The sequence below is a fragment of the Streptomyces sp. NRRL WC-3742 genome (assembly GCF_000720635.1).
GTDB lineage: Bacteria > Actinomycetota > Actinomycetes > Streptomycetales > Streptomycetaceae > Kitasatospora.
Map to the genome: position 1 here is coordinate 37,010 of NZ_JOCF01000004.1, position 15,252 is coordinate 52,261.

Consider the following 15,252-nt stretch of genomic DNA (forward strand, 5'->3'; position numbering starts at 1 on the left):
GCCCGGAGGCACCCATGCCGTTCGCCCGTCGCCCGCTCAGCCCCGCCCGCCGTCGCGCGGCCCAGGCGCTGGCCGCCACCGGGGCGGTCGCCCTGCTGCTCACGGGCTGCGGCTCCTCGGGCTCCTCCTCGTCCTCGGGCTCCTCCTCGGGCTCCTCAGTCTCCGGCTCCCCGGCGGCCGAGGCGGCCGGCGGCGGCAAGCGGACCGTCAAGGACGCCACCGGCAAGGCCGTCGAGATCCCCGCCGAGCCCAAGCGCATCGTCACCCTCACCCAGGAGGACCTCGACGCGGTGCTCGCCCTCGGCCTCAAGCCGGTCGGCATCACCAACGGCCAGGGCCTGGCCGAGCCGCCCGCGTACCTCAAGGACAAGGTCAAGGGCGTCCCGGTGGTCGGCAACCTGCTGCAGCCGGTGATGGACAAGGTCATCGCCGCCAAGCCCGACCTGATCCTGGCCGGCGACATGCAGGACGAGCAGATGCTCAAGCAACTGCGCGAGATCACCCCCGCCACGCTCGTCACCATGGCGCCCACCGACGACTGGAAGCTCGCCTTCCGGGGCATCGGCAACGCCGTCAACAAGCTCGACCAGGCCAACAAGGTCATCACCGAGTACGAGGGCAAGGCCACCAAGGCCGGCGGCGAGCTCGGCAGGAACAAGGGCGCGGCCGTCTCCATCGTCCGCTGGAACCCGACCGGCCCGAGCTGGATGGAGAAGAAGCAGTTCGCCAGCGGCGTCGCCCTCGACATGGGACTGGCCCGCCCGGCCGCCCAGGACAAGGACGGCAACGCGCACAGCCCGGCGCTCAGCCTGGAGAAGCTCAACGAGATCGACGGGGACTGGCTGTTCCTGTCCACCCTCACCGACGACGGCAGGTCCGCGCTGAAGGACGTCCAGTCCAAGCCCGCCTACCAGGAACTGGGCGCCGTGAAGAACAACCACGCCGTCACGGTCGACGGCTCCGTGTGGTCCACCCGCGGTGGCCCGCTCGCGGCGGAGGCCGTGATCGGCGACATCGGCAAGGCGCTCGGCTCGGCCTCCTGATCCGTCGGAACTACTTCCGTAGTGCCACTACTTCCGTAGTCGCACTACGGAAGTAGTGGCACTACGGCCACCTTTCCACCTTTCCACCGCACGACGACGATCCCCGGGGGACGGCATGGAGTTGACGATCGAAGGGCTCACCGCCGGCTACGGCCCGGGGCGCCCGGTGCTCGCCGGGGTGGACCTCGCCGTCCCCGCCGGGCAGGTGGTGGCCGTGGTCGGCCCCAACGGCTGCGGCAAGTCCACCCTGCTGCGGGCCGTCGCCCGGCTGCACAGGCCCGAGGGCGGGCGGGTCCTGGTCGGCGGCGAGGACGTGTGGCGGCTGCGCCCGCGCCAGGCCGCGCACCGCATCGCGCTGCTGCCGCAGAGCCCGCAGGCGCCCGAGGCCGTCACCGTCGCCGCCCTGGTCCGCTACGGCCGTCACCCTCACCAGGGGCTGTTCCGGCAGTGGTCGCCCGAGGACGAGCGGCTCACCGCCGAGGCCCTGCGCGCCACCGGCGTCGAGGATCTGGCGGACCGGCGCCTGGACCGGCTCTCCGGCGGCCAGCGCCAGCGCTGCTGGCTGGCCATGGTGCTCGCCCAGGACACGCCCGTCGTCCTGCTCGACGAGCCGACCAGCGCGCTGGACCTCGGGCACGCCGTCGAGGTGCTGGAGCTGGTGCGGCAGGTCGCGGCGGGCGGGCGCACCGTCGTCATGGTGCTGCACGACCTCGCGGCGGCGGCCCGGTACGCGGACCTGGTCGTCGCGCTGCGCGACGGCGCGGTGGTGGCCTGTGGTCCGCCGCGCGAGGTCGTGGACGCGGCGCTGGTGCGGGCGCTGTACGACATCGACAGCCAGGTGCTCTCCGCGCCGGACGACGGGGCGCCGGTGATCGTGCCCCGGGCCCCCGCGGCCTGACACCCCGCGCCCTGACGCCCTGCAGCATGACACTCCTGCCTGACACCCCGGCCGTCTGACGTCCCCTGCCGTCCGACGCCCCCTGCCAACCGCCGGGCCCCGTCGGATCCTTGGCCCTCGTTCACTCGTGCGAGCGGTTTGAACTCCGCAGGTCAAGGAGTAGGGGGGACCCGCCCGTCGAGTTGTCAGTGGGCCTCGCTACGTTCCTCGCATCGCCGATCACCTTCGGATCAAAGGCGACCAGAACCCCGTTTTCCGGGTGGGAGGAGTACGGCTGTGGCATGGGTGGAGACGGGCGCGGGGGGCTACCGCGTCACGCTCGACGAGGAGGGAAGGGTGCTGTGCCGCAACGCGGCCGGGCGTGACCTGAAGTCCCTCCCGTCGAAGCTCAACGACGACCCGGTGGTCACCCAGCTCAAGCAGCTCGCCGAGTGGCTCTCGGGCCACGAGCGGCGCTGCCTGGACGACGCCGAGCGCTGGATGGTCCGCTCGCTGCCGGTGCCCGCGGCCGTGCTCACCGCCGTCTGGGCCGACGAAGCCTGGCAGGCCGTCCTGCGCGACCTGGTGGTCACCGGCGCGGACGGCTCCGTCAGCGGCTTCCTGCGCGGGGCCGACGCCGAGCGGGGCCTCGGCCTGGTCGACCTCGACGGGGACACCGTGCGGCTCACCGACGCCGAGGTCCTCATACCCCACCCCGTCCTGCTGCCCGACCTGGAGGAGCTGCGCGAGTTCGCCGTCGAACTCGGCGTCTCCCAGCGCGTCCAGCAGCTCTACCGCGAGGTCTGGCACAAGCCCGCCGACCTGCCCGCGGACACCTTCGTCGACGACTACGCCGGCGGCCGCTACCGGGAGCTGCGCGAGCTGGTCGGCCGCTGCAACCGGCTGGGCTGCCGGGTGCGCGGCGGCTACGCCGTGCAGTCCGTCACCGAGGGCGGCCGCACCGTCGAGGCCCGCGTCTGGGTCGGCGACTACTACGAGTACGACGCCTGCGAGACCGGCACGCTCAGCTGGGCGGGCCCGGACGGCCGCCCCTTGCCCCTGTCCGAGGTCGGCCCCGTCGCCTGGTCCGAGGGCATGCGCATGGCCGCCGCACTGTACGCGGGCCGCACGATCACCGGGGAGGAAGCCGAATGACCGCCACCGTCCTGACCACCACCGTCCTGAACGCCACCACCGACCGGAGCGCCGTCACCGCGGCCGCCCTGCTCGACGCCGGAGCCGTGCTGCCCTCCGGCACCCTGCCCGACGCCGGCCGCCCCGACTCCGCCGCCGACGTGCTCACCGCCCGCACCTACGCCCACCCCGCGCTGGACGGCCGCCGCATCGTCCGGCTCGTCCCCGGCGCGCTCGGCCAGGCCGAGGACGCCGCCCTCGACTTCCTCGGCCTCACCCCCGAGCAGGCGCCCGCCGAGGTCGGCCAGGTCCGCCAGGAGGCCCTCGGCTTCCCCGCCTGGGCACTCGTCAACGACCCGGCCAACGGCCACCACGCCCTCGCCCTGGTCAAGGAGATGGAGCGTCTCGCCCGCCAGGTGAAGTCCAAGCCCGGCGCCGCCAAGGACGGCTTCGGCGCGCTCGCCACCCGCCTGGGCCGCGCCGTGCCGCACTTCCTGCCCACCTACTGCGAGGAGGTCGGCCGGATCTTCCTCGCCCAGGGCAACCAGACCTACGCCGCCGCCTGGTTCGGCAAGGCCCGCGAGGCCGAGCGCACCCACGGCCTCGCCGTCGACGAGGAGCGGCTGCGCACCGTCTTCCTCGAGTTCGCCCTCGCCGGCGCCCTCACCGTCAAGGCCCTGCGCCAGTACGTCAAGGAGCTCTCCAAGCGCCTCGACCCGCTCACCGCCTGGCAGCGCTTCCGCCAGCTGTGCACCGAGCGATCCGCCGCCGGCATGGCCCCCTACGCCGGAGTCGCCGAGGACGCCCGCTCGCTCATCCGCGCCGCCGGCATCGACCGCACCGAGAACGAACAGGCCCTGCTCGCCGAACTGCTGGACTCCCCGGCCGTCAACCGGGCGCCCGCCGCGTTCTGGAGGTCCTGGCACGGCCAACTCGTCGAACTCGGCCGGCGCGAACCGGCCGTGCGCGCCCGCCTGCTGGAGCTGCTGCCCGAATCCGACGGCGGCAACGCCGCCGAGCGCGACGCCGCCTGGCTCGCCCTGCTCGCCGAGACCGGCGCCGAGGCCCACCTCACCGGCCCCCGCGCCGAAGGCGCCGAGCCCGCCGCCGTCTGGCTCGCCGGCTGGTGCCGCCACGTGCGCCGCGGCTGGCCGACGCGCACCGGCTGCCCCGCCACCCTCGCCCTCGTCGGCCGGATGACGCAGCGCCTGCTCGACGATGCCACCCCCGTCGACCTGTTCCTCGGCCTGCGCGGCGACTTCCACCACCTCGACCTGCTCGACGCCCTGCTCGCCGCCGGCGTGCCCGTCACCGACCCGCCCACCGACCTCGGCCTGGGCGTCAAGTACTGGGCCGAGAAGGGCGACGACACCGGAGCCCCCCTCACCGCCATCGCCGCCGACCCGCGCTACCGGCCGCTGCTGCGCGCCGCCGCCCCGGCCGCGTGGGAGATCGCCGTCGCGCGCAGGTCGCCCGCCGTGCCGCTGCTGCGCGAGCTGTTCGTCGAATGGGCCGAGGAGCGCGCCGACGCGCTCGAGGCCACCCGGGGCCTGGCCGCCGCCGCCGACCTCGTACGCTCCCTCGACGCCCACCGCACCACCATCAGCACCATCGCCCCGGCCGCCGGAGAGCGGATCGCCTCCCTCGACGTCGCCGGGCTGCTCGCCGGCGCCCTCACCGCGGGCATCCTCGACGAACTCGGCTGGCCCGCCCTCGAAGAGGCCCTGGCCACCCTCGCCGGCCCCGCCGAACCCGCCGCCGCGAGCGCCGCGAGCACCGGGAACGCCGCGAGCACCGGAAACACCGAGAGCACCGGCGCCGCCAAGACCCCCGGCTTCGGAAGCCTCGTCCTCACCGGCCTGACCATCGAGGACGCCTGGCCCCACCTCGTCCTCAGCCGCAAGGGCCGCGCCCTGGTCGTCGGCCCCCAGGGCCTCGTCCTCGACCACACCCTCCGCGTGCCCAAGCTCGACGGGCACTGGAACCGCCCCCGCATGCGCTTCGTCGACGGCGAACTCCTCGTCACCTGGCAGCAGGACAACAAGCAGGTCGGCTACTGGTCCGGCCGCCCCGACGAGCGGATCGAGATCGGCGGCGCCGCCATCGCCGGCTACCACTACGGCGACGTGCACCCCGACAAGGCGTCCCTCCCGCTGCCCGGCGGTGGCCGCAGCTTCGGCGAACGCCCCCTGCACCCGGGAGACACCCGCCTGCCCGAGGAGTACCGCCTCCTCGGCGACGGCACCGGCCACTGGACGCTGCGCCACCACAACGGCGCCTACGGTCCGTACGAACTCGACGCGAAGACCGGCGCGGTGGGCCGCGCCGGCGAACCGCCCGTCATCGCCGCCAACGCCCAGGACGGCCGGCCCGCCTGGGAGAGCACCCGGCTGCTGCCCCTGCAGCCCGGCCTGGAAGGCACCCCGCTCGGCACCGACGGCACTGTCCTCGGCCACTGGGTCCGCATCGCCGCCCGCCGCGCCGCCACCACCGTCACCGCCGACGGGCAGCGCATCGTCCTGCCGATCACCGGCGAACGCCCCGACAACGTCGCCGTCGGCCGGCTCGCCCTGCCCGGCGAGGGCAGCCCCGTCGTCCTCGGCACCAGCGGCCTGAACACCTGCGACACCCTGGCCCTCACCCTGCCCGACCTCACCGCGCCGGGCGACCGCACCGCCGACCTCCTGCCCTGCCGGGCCGGACACCTCTTCGCCGCCGGCACGGCCCTCGTCCCGCCGCTGGAGCACTGGCACAGCCTGCGCCCCCGCGACGAAGCCGGCTCCCGCGCCCTGCGCGGCGTCGACAGGGCGCTCGCCGCCGAGCTGATCGACACCGCCTGGCCCGTGGACACCCGGCCCGTCCCCGAGGACGAGCAGCGCTGGCTCACCGTCCAGGGCGTGCGCCGCCGCGTCGCCCACCAGGGCGAGCCCAGCCGCCACACCCTGCCCGTCACCGCCGTCGGCGCCCTGCTGCCCGCGATCGGCCACCCCCTGCTGCTCGCCGGAGTCGCGGGCCTCGCCCGCCACGCCGCGAGCCTGCTCGACCGCATCGCCCGGTACGTGCCCCAGCCCGAGGCCAGCAGGCCCACCAAGGCCCAGGCCGCCGAGTACCGGCCCGACCACGGCGACGACCAGCAGCTGAGCGAGGCCGTCACCTCCGTGCTGCCCAACGTCGGCGGCTTCGGCGGCGGCCGGGGCTCCTCCGGCCGCTGGTGGACGCTCAACAACCTGCGCACCGTCACCGCCGTCCTCGCCGACCCGCCGCCCGCCCAGGGCGAGGGCTGGTCCACCCCCGCCACCCTCCACCTGCTCGGCGGCTTCCACCACCACGGCTGGCTGCACGTCCTCGGCCGCCTCCACGTCCTCGCCCAGGGCATCGCCAACCCGCTCACCACGCCCGCCCAGCGCTCCTCGCTCGTCCAACTCCTCGGCGACCTGAACAAGGGCGTGCTCGCCGACCGCGGAGCCACCCTGCGCGAGATCACCCTGCGCGAGACCGGCCCGCGCTCCACGGGCGCCGAACCGGCCACCCAGCGCCAGGGCCAGGTGCTGCGCCACGGCGACCGCACCGTCGTCATCCTCGGCTGCCGCAACCACCAGCAGCAGCACGGCACCGTCGAATGGCTCGCCGTCGACCACGACCCCAGCGGCGTCTTCGGCCCCGTCGCCCACTTCACCACCACCGCCGAGCGCGACACCCGCGAACGCGTCGGCACCGCCTGGATCGAGAAGTTCCGGCGCGTCGCCGCCCTGCACGGCAGCGTCCCCTTCGACCGGGCCCGGGCCGAAGCCTTCGCCGAACTCACCGGCATCGGCCGCGCCCGCGCCACCCTGCTGCTCTGCCCGCCGCCCGCCCTCCTCCACTGGAGCGGCCTCAACCTGCCCGACGAGCGGATCGCCGAACTCGGCCTCAAGTCCGGCGAGGCCGTGGCCGCCAAGGAATGGCTGCGCCGCCACGACCACGAGGCGATCACCGACATCTGGGCCGCCCTCCTGCCCGAGGACCCCAAGACCCTGTGGACGCAGGGTCCCGACCTCGCCGCCGCGGCCGAGGCGTGGATCGGCCGCTTCGGACGGCTCGTCACCCTCCCCGAGGAGCTCCACCCCACCGTCAAGGGCGCCTCCATCGAGCACATCGAGGCCGTCCTCAACCCCGGCCACACCCCCTGGATGACCGGCACCACCCGCTACCGGCTCACCACCGACGGCCACTCCCGCCTCGAACCCGAGGACTCCGCCGCCGTCCCCGGCCACGGCGACCTCCACCAGGCCGTCCAGGCCCTGCGCTGGCTCGCCTACCACCTGCCCGCCGACAGCCCGCTTCGCGCCCTCCTGCCCCAGGCCGCCGAGGCGCTGCGCACCCGCCTCGCCGACCCGGAGCTCCTGCTCGACCTGCACCTCATCTACACCGCCAAGGGCGGCCCGATGTCCCCCGTCCTGCGCGCCCACCACGGCCTGCCGGCCGAGGGCGGCGCCGACAAGGACGGCCTCGTGCGCTGCGGGCCCGCCATCGTCCTCAGCCCGTACAGCAGCGAGGTCGAATGGGTGTGGGTGCGCCCGTCCGGGCTCACCGGCGCGGACGACCCGCTGCTCGTCCTGATCGACGGGCTGCGCGGCTCCACCTGGTACGGCAGCGACCAGCTCGCCGTCGCCGCGGTGATCGGCGGCGAGCTCGAGCGACTGGCCACCGCCTCCTCGGGCACCGCCGCCTCGGGCACCGCCTCCTCGGGCACCGCGCCGCAGGCGGGCGCCGACAGCGCCCCCGGGGCCCTGTGGCTGCAGAACCCGCAGCACTCCGTACCCGAGCTGGTCGCCGAGGCGGCCCGCACCCACGGCCTCGGCGAGGACGCCGCCGCCCTCTACCTCCAGCTCCTCGCCCTGCCCGACCCCACCGACCGCAACGTCGCCCGCTGGACGGGCTGGAAGCCCGCCCGGCTCAAGAAGGCCCGCGCCGAACTCGCCGCCACCAGCCTGGTGCTGGAGGCCAAGCGCTCCCGGGCCGGGCGCAGCCTCTTCCTGCCCTGCGGCTGGCAGGAGGCCAAGAGCCCCGCCCTGCCCGTCGAGACCTGGAAGTCCGCCCTGTACCCCACCAGCACCCACCAGCCGGCGCTGCCGCACCGGTCCGTCCCCGAGCTGTTCGCCCTCGCCTGGCAGCGGACCCTCGACGGCGACGTCCCCGGCTACGAAGAGCTCCGGACCGGCAAGCGCAGGAAGGCCACCCGATGACCACCACCACGACACCCGTGACCGCCGAGCGGCAGATCGTCCCGCCCGAGGAGAAGTACGCCGCCGAGCTGGAGTTCCTCGCCGCCCACGACTCCGGCCCCCGCCCGCCCGGTTGGCGGCTCACCCCGCGCGCCGTCGTCACCTTCGTCATGGGCAGCGACGGCGAGAAGCTCAAGGCCGGTCGCAGGAGCCTCGCCATCGAGCAGAAGTTCGTCGGCGAGCGCGCCCTCGTCGAACGCTGCGTCGTCACCCTCGCCGGAGAGCGCGGCCTGCTGCTCGTCGGCGAGCCCGGCACCGCCAAGTCCATGCTCTCCGAACTGCTCGCCGCCGCCGTCTGCGGCACCAGCGCGCTCACCGTCCAGGGCACCGCCGGCACCACCGAGGACCAGCTCAAGTACGGCTGGAACTACGCCCTGCTGCTCGCCAAGGGCCCCAGCCGCGAGGCCCTCGTCCCCTCCCCGGTGCTCACCGCCATGACCGCCGGGGCCGTCGCCCGCGTCGAGGAGGTCACCCGCTGCCTGCCCGAGGTGCAGGACGCGCTCGTCTCCCTGCTCTCCGAACGGCGCATCGCCGTCCCCGAACTGGCCGGCACCCCGGACGGGCAGCTCCACGCCGCCGCCGGCTTCACCCTGATCGCCACCGCCAACCTGCGCGACAAGGGCGTCAGCGAGATGTCCGCCGCCCTCAAGCGGCGCTTCAACTTCGAGACGGTCGGCCCCATCGGCAGCCTCGCCGCCGAGGTCGAGCTGGTGCGCCGCCAGTCCACCACCGCCGTCGCCCGCGCCGGCGCCGCCTACGCGGTGGACGACGCCATCCTCGAAGCCCTCGTCACCGCCTTCCGCGACCTGCGCACCGGCCGTTCCACCGAAGGCTGGGACGTCGAGCGCCCCTCCACCGTGATGAGCACCGCCGAAGCCGTCTCCGTGGCCACCGCCCTCGGCGTCACCGCCGCCTACCTGCCCGACGGCGGCGACCTCCTCGGCCGCCTGCCCGGCCAACTCCTCGGCGTCGTCCGCAAGGACGACCCGGCCGACGCCGCCCGGCTCCTCGGCTACTGGGACGGCCCGGTGCGCCGCCGCGCCGAACAGGGCGCCGCCACCTGGCGCACCCTGTGGGACCTTCGCCCGGCACTGGAGGCGTGAGCAGATGACGGTCTCGAGCAGCGCGGTGACGCCCCCGCCCGCCCCGACGGGCGGGGCCGACGGCGCCGACCAGGCCGCCGTCACGGCGGCCACCGACCGGCTGGCCGCCTCCGGCTCCGGCCGGCCCGGACCCTACCTGATCGGCGTGCGCCACCACGCGCCGTCCCTCAGCGCGGTCCTGCCCGCGCTGCTCGAGGCTTCCCGGCCCGAGACGGTGCTGATCGAACTCCCCGCCGAGTTCCAGCCCTGGCTCGACCACCTCGCCGACGAAGGGACCACCGCCCCCGTCGCCCTCGCCGCCGCCCCGGCCTCCGGGGACGAGGCCGCGGGGCCCGCCTTCTACCCGTTCGCCGACTTCTCCCCGGAACTGGTCGCCCTGCGCTGGGCCCGGCGCAACGGCGTCCCCGCCGTCGCCTGCGACCTGCCCCTCGCCCACCGCGCCGCGCGCACCCCCGGGCCCGGCGCGGACCCCCGCTCCGGCCCCGGCCCCCGCCCCGGCCCCGGCCTCGGCGACGCGCTGCGCCGCCGCCTCACCGGCCGCGCCGGTGACGACGACCTGTGGGACCGCCTCGTCGAGACCGCCGCCCCCGGCTCCACCCCCGAAGCCGTGCGCCGCGCCGCCCTGCTCGTCGGCTGGGCCATGCGCCACGACGCCGAGAACGGCCCCGGCGTCGACCCGTACGACGAACAGCGCGAAGCCTGGATGCGCGCCCGCATCCAGGAGGCCACCGCGGGCGGGCGCCGCGCGGCCGTCGTCATCGGCGCCTTCCACGCCCCCGCCCTCCTCGAGGGCCCCGTCGCGAAGGAACAGGCGCCCGAGGCCGCGGGCCAGGGCGCGCCGGGGCACGTCCTGTCCCTGATCCCCTACACCTACCCGCTGCTCGACGCCCGCTCCGGCTACCCGGCCGGAATCCGCGACCCCGAATGGCAGCACACCGTCCTCGACGCCGCCGCCGACCCGCAGCGCCTCCACGACGCCCTCACCGCCACCGCCGTCCGCATCTGCGCCGCCCTGCGCGCCGACGACCACCCCAGCGGCCCCGCCGACGCCCGCGAGATCGTCCGCCTCACCGGCGACCTCGCCCGCCTGCGCGGCCACGCCGCCCCCGGACGCGGCGAACTCATCGAAGCTGTCCAGACCGTCCTCGCCCAGGGCGAACCCCTCGGCCGGGGCCGGGCCGTCGCCCGCGCCCTCGAACGCGTCCTCATCGGCACCCGCACCGGCCGTCCCACCGCCGCCGCCCCGCGCAGCGGACTCGCCCCCGCCGTCGAAGCCCACCTCGCCGAACTCGGCCTCCCCGGCCCCGACGACCCCGGCCCCCGCGAACTGCGCCTGGACTCCCGGCGCAGCCCCCTCGACCGCCGCCGCGAGATCCTCCTCCACCGCCTCACCGCCTGCGCCGTCCCCTACGCCGACCCCGTCCCCACCACCGGCGCCGGGGGCCTCGAAACCCTCGGCACCCGCTGGCGCCTCCACTGGACCCCGGCCGCCGCCGCCATGCTCACCGTCGCCTCCACCCGCGGCGTCACCCCCGCCCAGGCCGCCGAAGGCGCCCTGCGCGCCCGCCTCACCGACCAGCCCACCCCGCGCGAGATCATCGAGGGCCTCACCGCCGCCGCCTCCTGCGCCCTCCCCGCCCTCGCCGCCACCCGCCTCACCCAACTCACCACCACCCTTCCCGCCACCGCCACCCTCCCCGACCTCCTCGCCGCCCTCACCCTCCTCGACCGCCTCACCGCCTCCCACCTGCCCCTCGACCCCGCCGCCTTCGCCCCGACGGACACCGTGCCTGGCACCGTGCCTGGCACCGTGCCTGGCACCGCGCCGGACACCTCCGCACCAGGCGGGCCGCTGGCCGCCGCCGTCGAGGTGCTGACGGTGGCCGCCGTGCGGCAGGTGGAGGGGGTGGCCGGGTCGGACGAGCCCGGGGACGCCCGGGCGCTGGTGGAGCTGGCGCGGCGGGCCGACCTGCGGGGCGGGGTCCGGCTGGCGCACGTGCTGGCCGAACTCGCCGACCGGGGCAGCCCGTTGGTGCGGGGCGCGGCCGGTGCCGTACGGGTGCTGCTCGGGCAGGAGCGGGCCGAGGTGCTCGGCGGGCGGGCCGCCTCCTGGGTCGACGGCGCGACCGGGCCGCAGGCCCGCCGCGTGCTCGGACGGAGCCTGGTCGGCCTGCTCACCGCCGCCGAGGGCCTCTTCGACAGCGCGCCCGAGGCGCTGGAGCCGCTGCTGGAGCGCGTCGGCTCGCTGGCCGACGACGCCTTCCTGGCACGCCTGCCCGCCCTGCGCGGCGGCTTCGACACGCTCAGCCCCGCGGCCCGGGACCGGCTGCTGACCCTGGTCGAGGAGCAGCTGGGCACCCGCCTCACCGCCCTGCCCGAGGACGTGGACCCGGCCGTGGTCGCCGGCTGGGTCCGCGCCGACCTGGCCGCCCGCGCCGCCCTCTCCCGCCGGGGCCTGCTCCCGCAGCGGGAGCACACCTCGCCCGAGACCCGGCCCGCGCAGCCCCCGAGGCCGAACGCCCCGACCACGCCCCCCGCTCCCACCAACGCCCCCGCTCCCACCAATGCCCTCGCCAACGCCCCCGCCCATGCCAACACCCTGGCCCCCGCCGAACGCTGGCGCCTGCTGCTCGGCCGACCCGGCAGCGCCGCCCCGCAGGGCCGGGGCGCCCGACTCGCCGCCGCGCTCGACGAGTTGTACGGCTCCGGCCACGGTGAGGGCTCCGGCCCGGGCCTGGACAGCCGCGGGGGCAACCGCGGAGGCCGCGAGGCGCCCTTCCCCGGAGTCCGCGAGTGGGCCGAGGAGTTGGAGTCGCTGTTCGGCCCGGGCGTGCGGGAGGAGGTGCTCGCCGCCGCCGTCGCCCGGGGCCGCACCGACGTCATCGAGGCGATCGACCCGGCCGCCGTACAGCCGTCCGTCGACCTGCTGCGCACGGTGCTCGACCACGCCGGGGGCCTGCCGGAGGCGCGCCTGGCCAAGCTGCGCCCGCTGGTGCGCCGCCTGGTGGACGAGCTGAGCCGCGAACTGGCGACCAGGCTGCGCCCGGCCCTGACCGGGATCGCGGTGCCGCGCCCGTCCCGCAGGCCGGGCGGCGGGCTGGACCTCGACCGCACCATCCGCGCCAACCTCGCCACCGCCCGTCCCGGCCCGGACGGCGGCACCCTGATCGTGCCCGAGCGCCCGGTCTTCCGGACCAGGGCGCGGCAGGCCAACGACTGGCGGCTGGTCCTCGTCGTCGACGTCTCGGGCTCGATGGAGGCGTCGACGGTCTGGGCGGCGCTGACGGCCGCCATCCTGGCCGGGGTGCCCTCGCTGAGCACCCACTTCGTGGCGTTCTCCACCGAGGTCGTCGACCTGACCGAGCGCGTGGCCGACCCGCTCAGCCTGCTCCTCGAGGTGCGGGTCGGCGGTGGCACCAGCATCGCGACCGGCCTGCGCTACGCCCGCGAGCTGGTGACGGTGCCCTCGCGCACGCTGGTCGCCGTGATCAGCGACTTCGAGGAGGGCGGCCCGCTGGGCCCCCTGCTGGCCCAGACCCGGGCGCTGGTGGACTCCGGGGTGCAGCTGCTCGGCTGCGCCTCGCTGGACGACACCGGCACGGCCCGCTATTCGAAGGCGGTCGCGGGCCAACTGGTCGCGGCCGGCATGCCCGTGGCGGCGCTGAGCCCGCTGGAACTGGCCCGCTGGGTGGGGGAGAAGGTGCGATGAGCGAGACGACGAACGCCGCCGGCTGGCCGGCGGTGCGGCCCGAGGTGGTCGCCGAGGTGGTGTCCGGGCTGAGCGCCCGGCTGCAGAAGCGGCTGGACGGCGCGGCGGCGAAACTGGCGCAGTGCCCGGTGGCGAAGGCCGACGAGCAGTGGCGGGTCGAGGTCGACGAGGAGACGCTCCTCGTCCTGCACGCCCCCGGCGGGGTGGTCGCCACCTCGGACGACGTGCGCTGCGGCTGCCTGCTCGCCCCGGCCTGCGTGCACCGCGCCGCGGCCGTCACCCTCTGCCCCCTCGCCGACGAGCCCCCCGAGCCGCTCGAGCCCCTCGAGCCCCTCGAGCCGTCACCGGACACCGCGACCCCGGCCCCGGCTGCGGCTGCGGACTCGGCCGAGGACCCCCAGCCGGAGGCGCCCACCCTCACCCCGGCCGAACTCGCCGCCGCCCGCCACCTCCACCGCGCCGCCGGCGCCGTGCTGGCCGCCGGGGTCAGCGCGGCCGGGGCCGTCGCCCAGGCCGAGCTGCTGCGCGCCGCCCACGGCGCCCGGCTGGCGGGCCTGCACCGCCCGGGCGCGGCGGCGGTCGCCGTGGTCGGCCGGCTGCGCGCCGCCCGCTCCGGCGCGCCGGAGCACCGGCTCGCCGATCTCGTCACCGCCCTACGGGAGTTGCTCGGCCTCACCAAGGCCCTGACCTCCGACGCCCCCCACGCCCCGCTCGCCGACCTGCGCGGCACCGCCCGCCAGACGTACGAGCCGGAGGGCGGGCTGCGCCTCCACGGCCTGTTCGTCGAGCCGGTGCTGACCGCCACCCACGCCGGAGCCGTCAGCTGGGCGGTGGACGCGGACGGCCGACTGAGCACCATCGCCGAGGTCATGCCGCACACCGACGCGGCCGCCGCCCCCGGCCAGGCGGTCGGCGCGGGCAACCGGCCGGTGCGCCTCGGCGACGCCTCGCTCAGCCACCGCGAGTTCAGCCGCGCGGGCCTGTCCGTACAGGGGGCGACCAGGTCCGCCGCCGGCCGCCTCGGCGCGGGCGCCTCCGTACGGGCCGTGCGCGCCTCGGGCGCGGCGTGGACGGCCGAACCGGCGGCCCGGCTCTGGTCCGTACCCGTGGCCGAGCAGGTCGCCCGGGCGCTCGAGGCGCAGGAGGCGCCGTACGAGACCCGCCCGGCCGGCTCCGACCTGCTCTTCCTGGACGTCACCCTGCTCGGCGCGGCCCCCACCGGCCCGGACGGCGCCCCGCAGCTGCTCGCCCGCTGCGACGGCCCGGCCGAGCACGAACCGGCCGCGCGAGAAGCAGCCGAGCACGGCCCGACCGAGCACGTATCAGCCGAACAGGTACCGGCCGGGGACGCCCTGGTGGTCGCGCTGACCGCCGGTCACGAGCACCCGGGCCTGCCGTACCGGGAGAACCTCGCCCTGCTCGCCACCGCACCCGGCCTGCGGCTGCGGGTCATCGGCCGCCTGGAGCGCTCCGACCGACCCGAGCTGCGCCTGCTCGCCCTCGGCACACCCCCGCTCGGGGAGGGCGAAGGCCCCACCCTCCCCGCCGACCGGGCCGGACGGATGAGCCTGGGCCTCGAACGCCTCCAGACCGCCGACCTGCCCGCCCCCGCGACCCCCGCAGCGCCAGAGGAGCCCCGGCCCGCCCCCGCCGCACCGTCCGCCGCACCGCCCGTGCACGTGCTCGCCCGCCGGGTCGCGCAGACGGTCACCACCGGTCGCCACGCCCTCGCCCCGGGCGAGGCCGGAGCGGCGGCAGACCGCCGCCTGCTGGGCACCGCCGGGCTGGCCACGGCCGCCGAACTGCTCGACAGCCTGCGGGCCGAGTCGGCGAACCAGCGCCGCGACGTGTTCGGCCGGGTGGTCCCCGACGACCACGACGGCTTCGCCACCGCCTGGTTGGCGGCCGCCTGCTACACCGAGGCCCTGGCCACGGCGCTGTGCGCCGCCGCCTGGGCGGGGAAGGGGTGAGGAGCGGGGAGGGCTGAGGAGCGGGACGGGGTGAGGAGCGCGGAGGGCCCGGAACCGCCGGCGGCACCCGGGCGGGTGAACCACCCGCCCCACCGGGCCCGCCCCGCCCCGGTCGTGCCCGCTGCGCCGCCCGCCGGTGGTAGGCATGGGCC

The 15,252-nt window shown here is 76.6% G+C and carries 7 protein-coding genes; all 7 read left to right on the forward strand.

Annotated elements, in window-relative coordinates; translation table 11 throughout:
• Nucleotides 1–14 precede the first annotated feature (14 nt).
• The 7 genes from IH61_RS0103805 to IH61_RS0103835 all read left to right on the forward strand — a co-directional run bounded on the left by IH61_RS0103805 (nt 15) and on the right by IH61_RS0103835 (nt 15,100).
• A complete protein-coding gene (locus tag IH61_RS0103805; protein WP_031064848.1) occupies nt 15–1,043 on the forward strand; it encodes an ABC transporter substrate-binding protein in 1,029 nt (342 codons plus the stop codon).
• Nucleotides 1,044–1,158: 115 nt separating this feature from the next.
• Entirely contained in the window at nt 1,159–1,941 is a 783-nt protein-coding gene (locus IH61_RS0103810; RefSeq protein ID WP_031064853.1) for an ABC transporter ATP-binding protein, read from the forward strand.
• Nucleotides 1,942–2,217: 276 nt separating this feature from the next.
• Complete coding sequence (locus IH61_RS0103815; protein WP_031064855.1) at nt 2,218–3,075, forward strand: DUF4132 domain-containing protein; 858 nt, start codon at nt 2,218–2,220, stop codon at nt 3,073–3,075.
• On the forward strand, nt 3,072–8,279 hold the full coding sequence (locus tag IH61_RS0103820) for a hypothetical protein (protein ID WP_051836193.1): 5,208 nt from the start codon (nt 3,072–3,074) through the stop codon (nt 8,277–8,279). Before IH61_RS0103815 ends, IH61_RS0103820 begins: the two co-directional genes overlap by 4 nt.
• Nucleotides 8,276–9,421 (forward strand): ATP-binding protein, encoded by a 1,146-nt coding sequence (locus IH61_RS0103825; protein WP_031064860.1) that lies wholly within the window; start codon nt 8,276–8,278, stop codon nt 9,419–9,421. Before IH61_RS0103820 ends, IH61_RS0103825 begins: the two co-directional genes overlap by 4 nt.
• A gap of 4 nt (nt 9,422–9,425) precedes the next feature.
• On the forward strand, nt 9,426–13,130 hold the full coding sequence (locus IH61_RS0103830) for a vWA domain-containing protein (protein ID WP_078910805.1): 3,705 nt from the start codon (nt 9,426–9,428) through the stop codon (nt 13,128–13,130).
• Nucleotides 13,127–15,100: a hypothetical protein gene (locus IH61_RS0103835; protein ID WP_031064866.1), complete on the forward strand. Its 1,974-nt coding sequence runs from the start codon at nt 13,127–13,129 to the stop codon at nt 15,098–15,100. The genes IH61_RS0103830 and IH61_RS0103835 overlap by 4 nt, the downstream gene beginning before the upstream one ends.
• Nucleotides 15,101–15,252 lie beyond the last annotated feature (152 nt).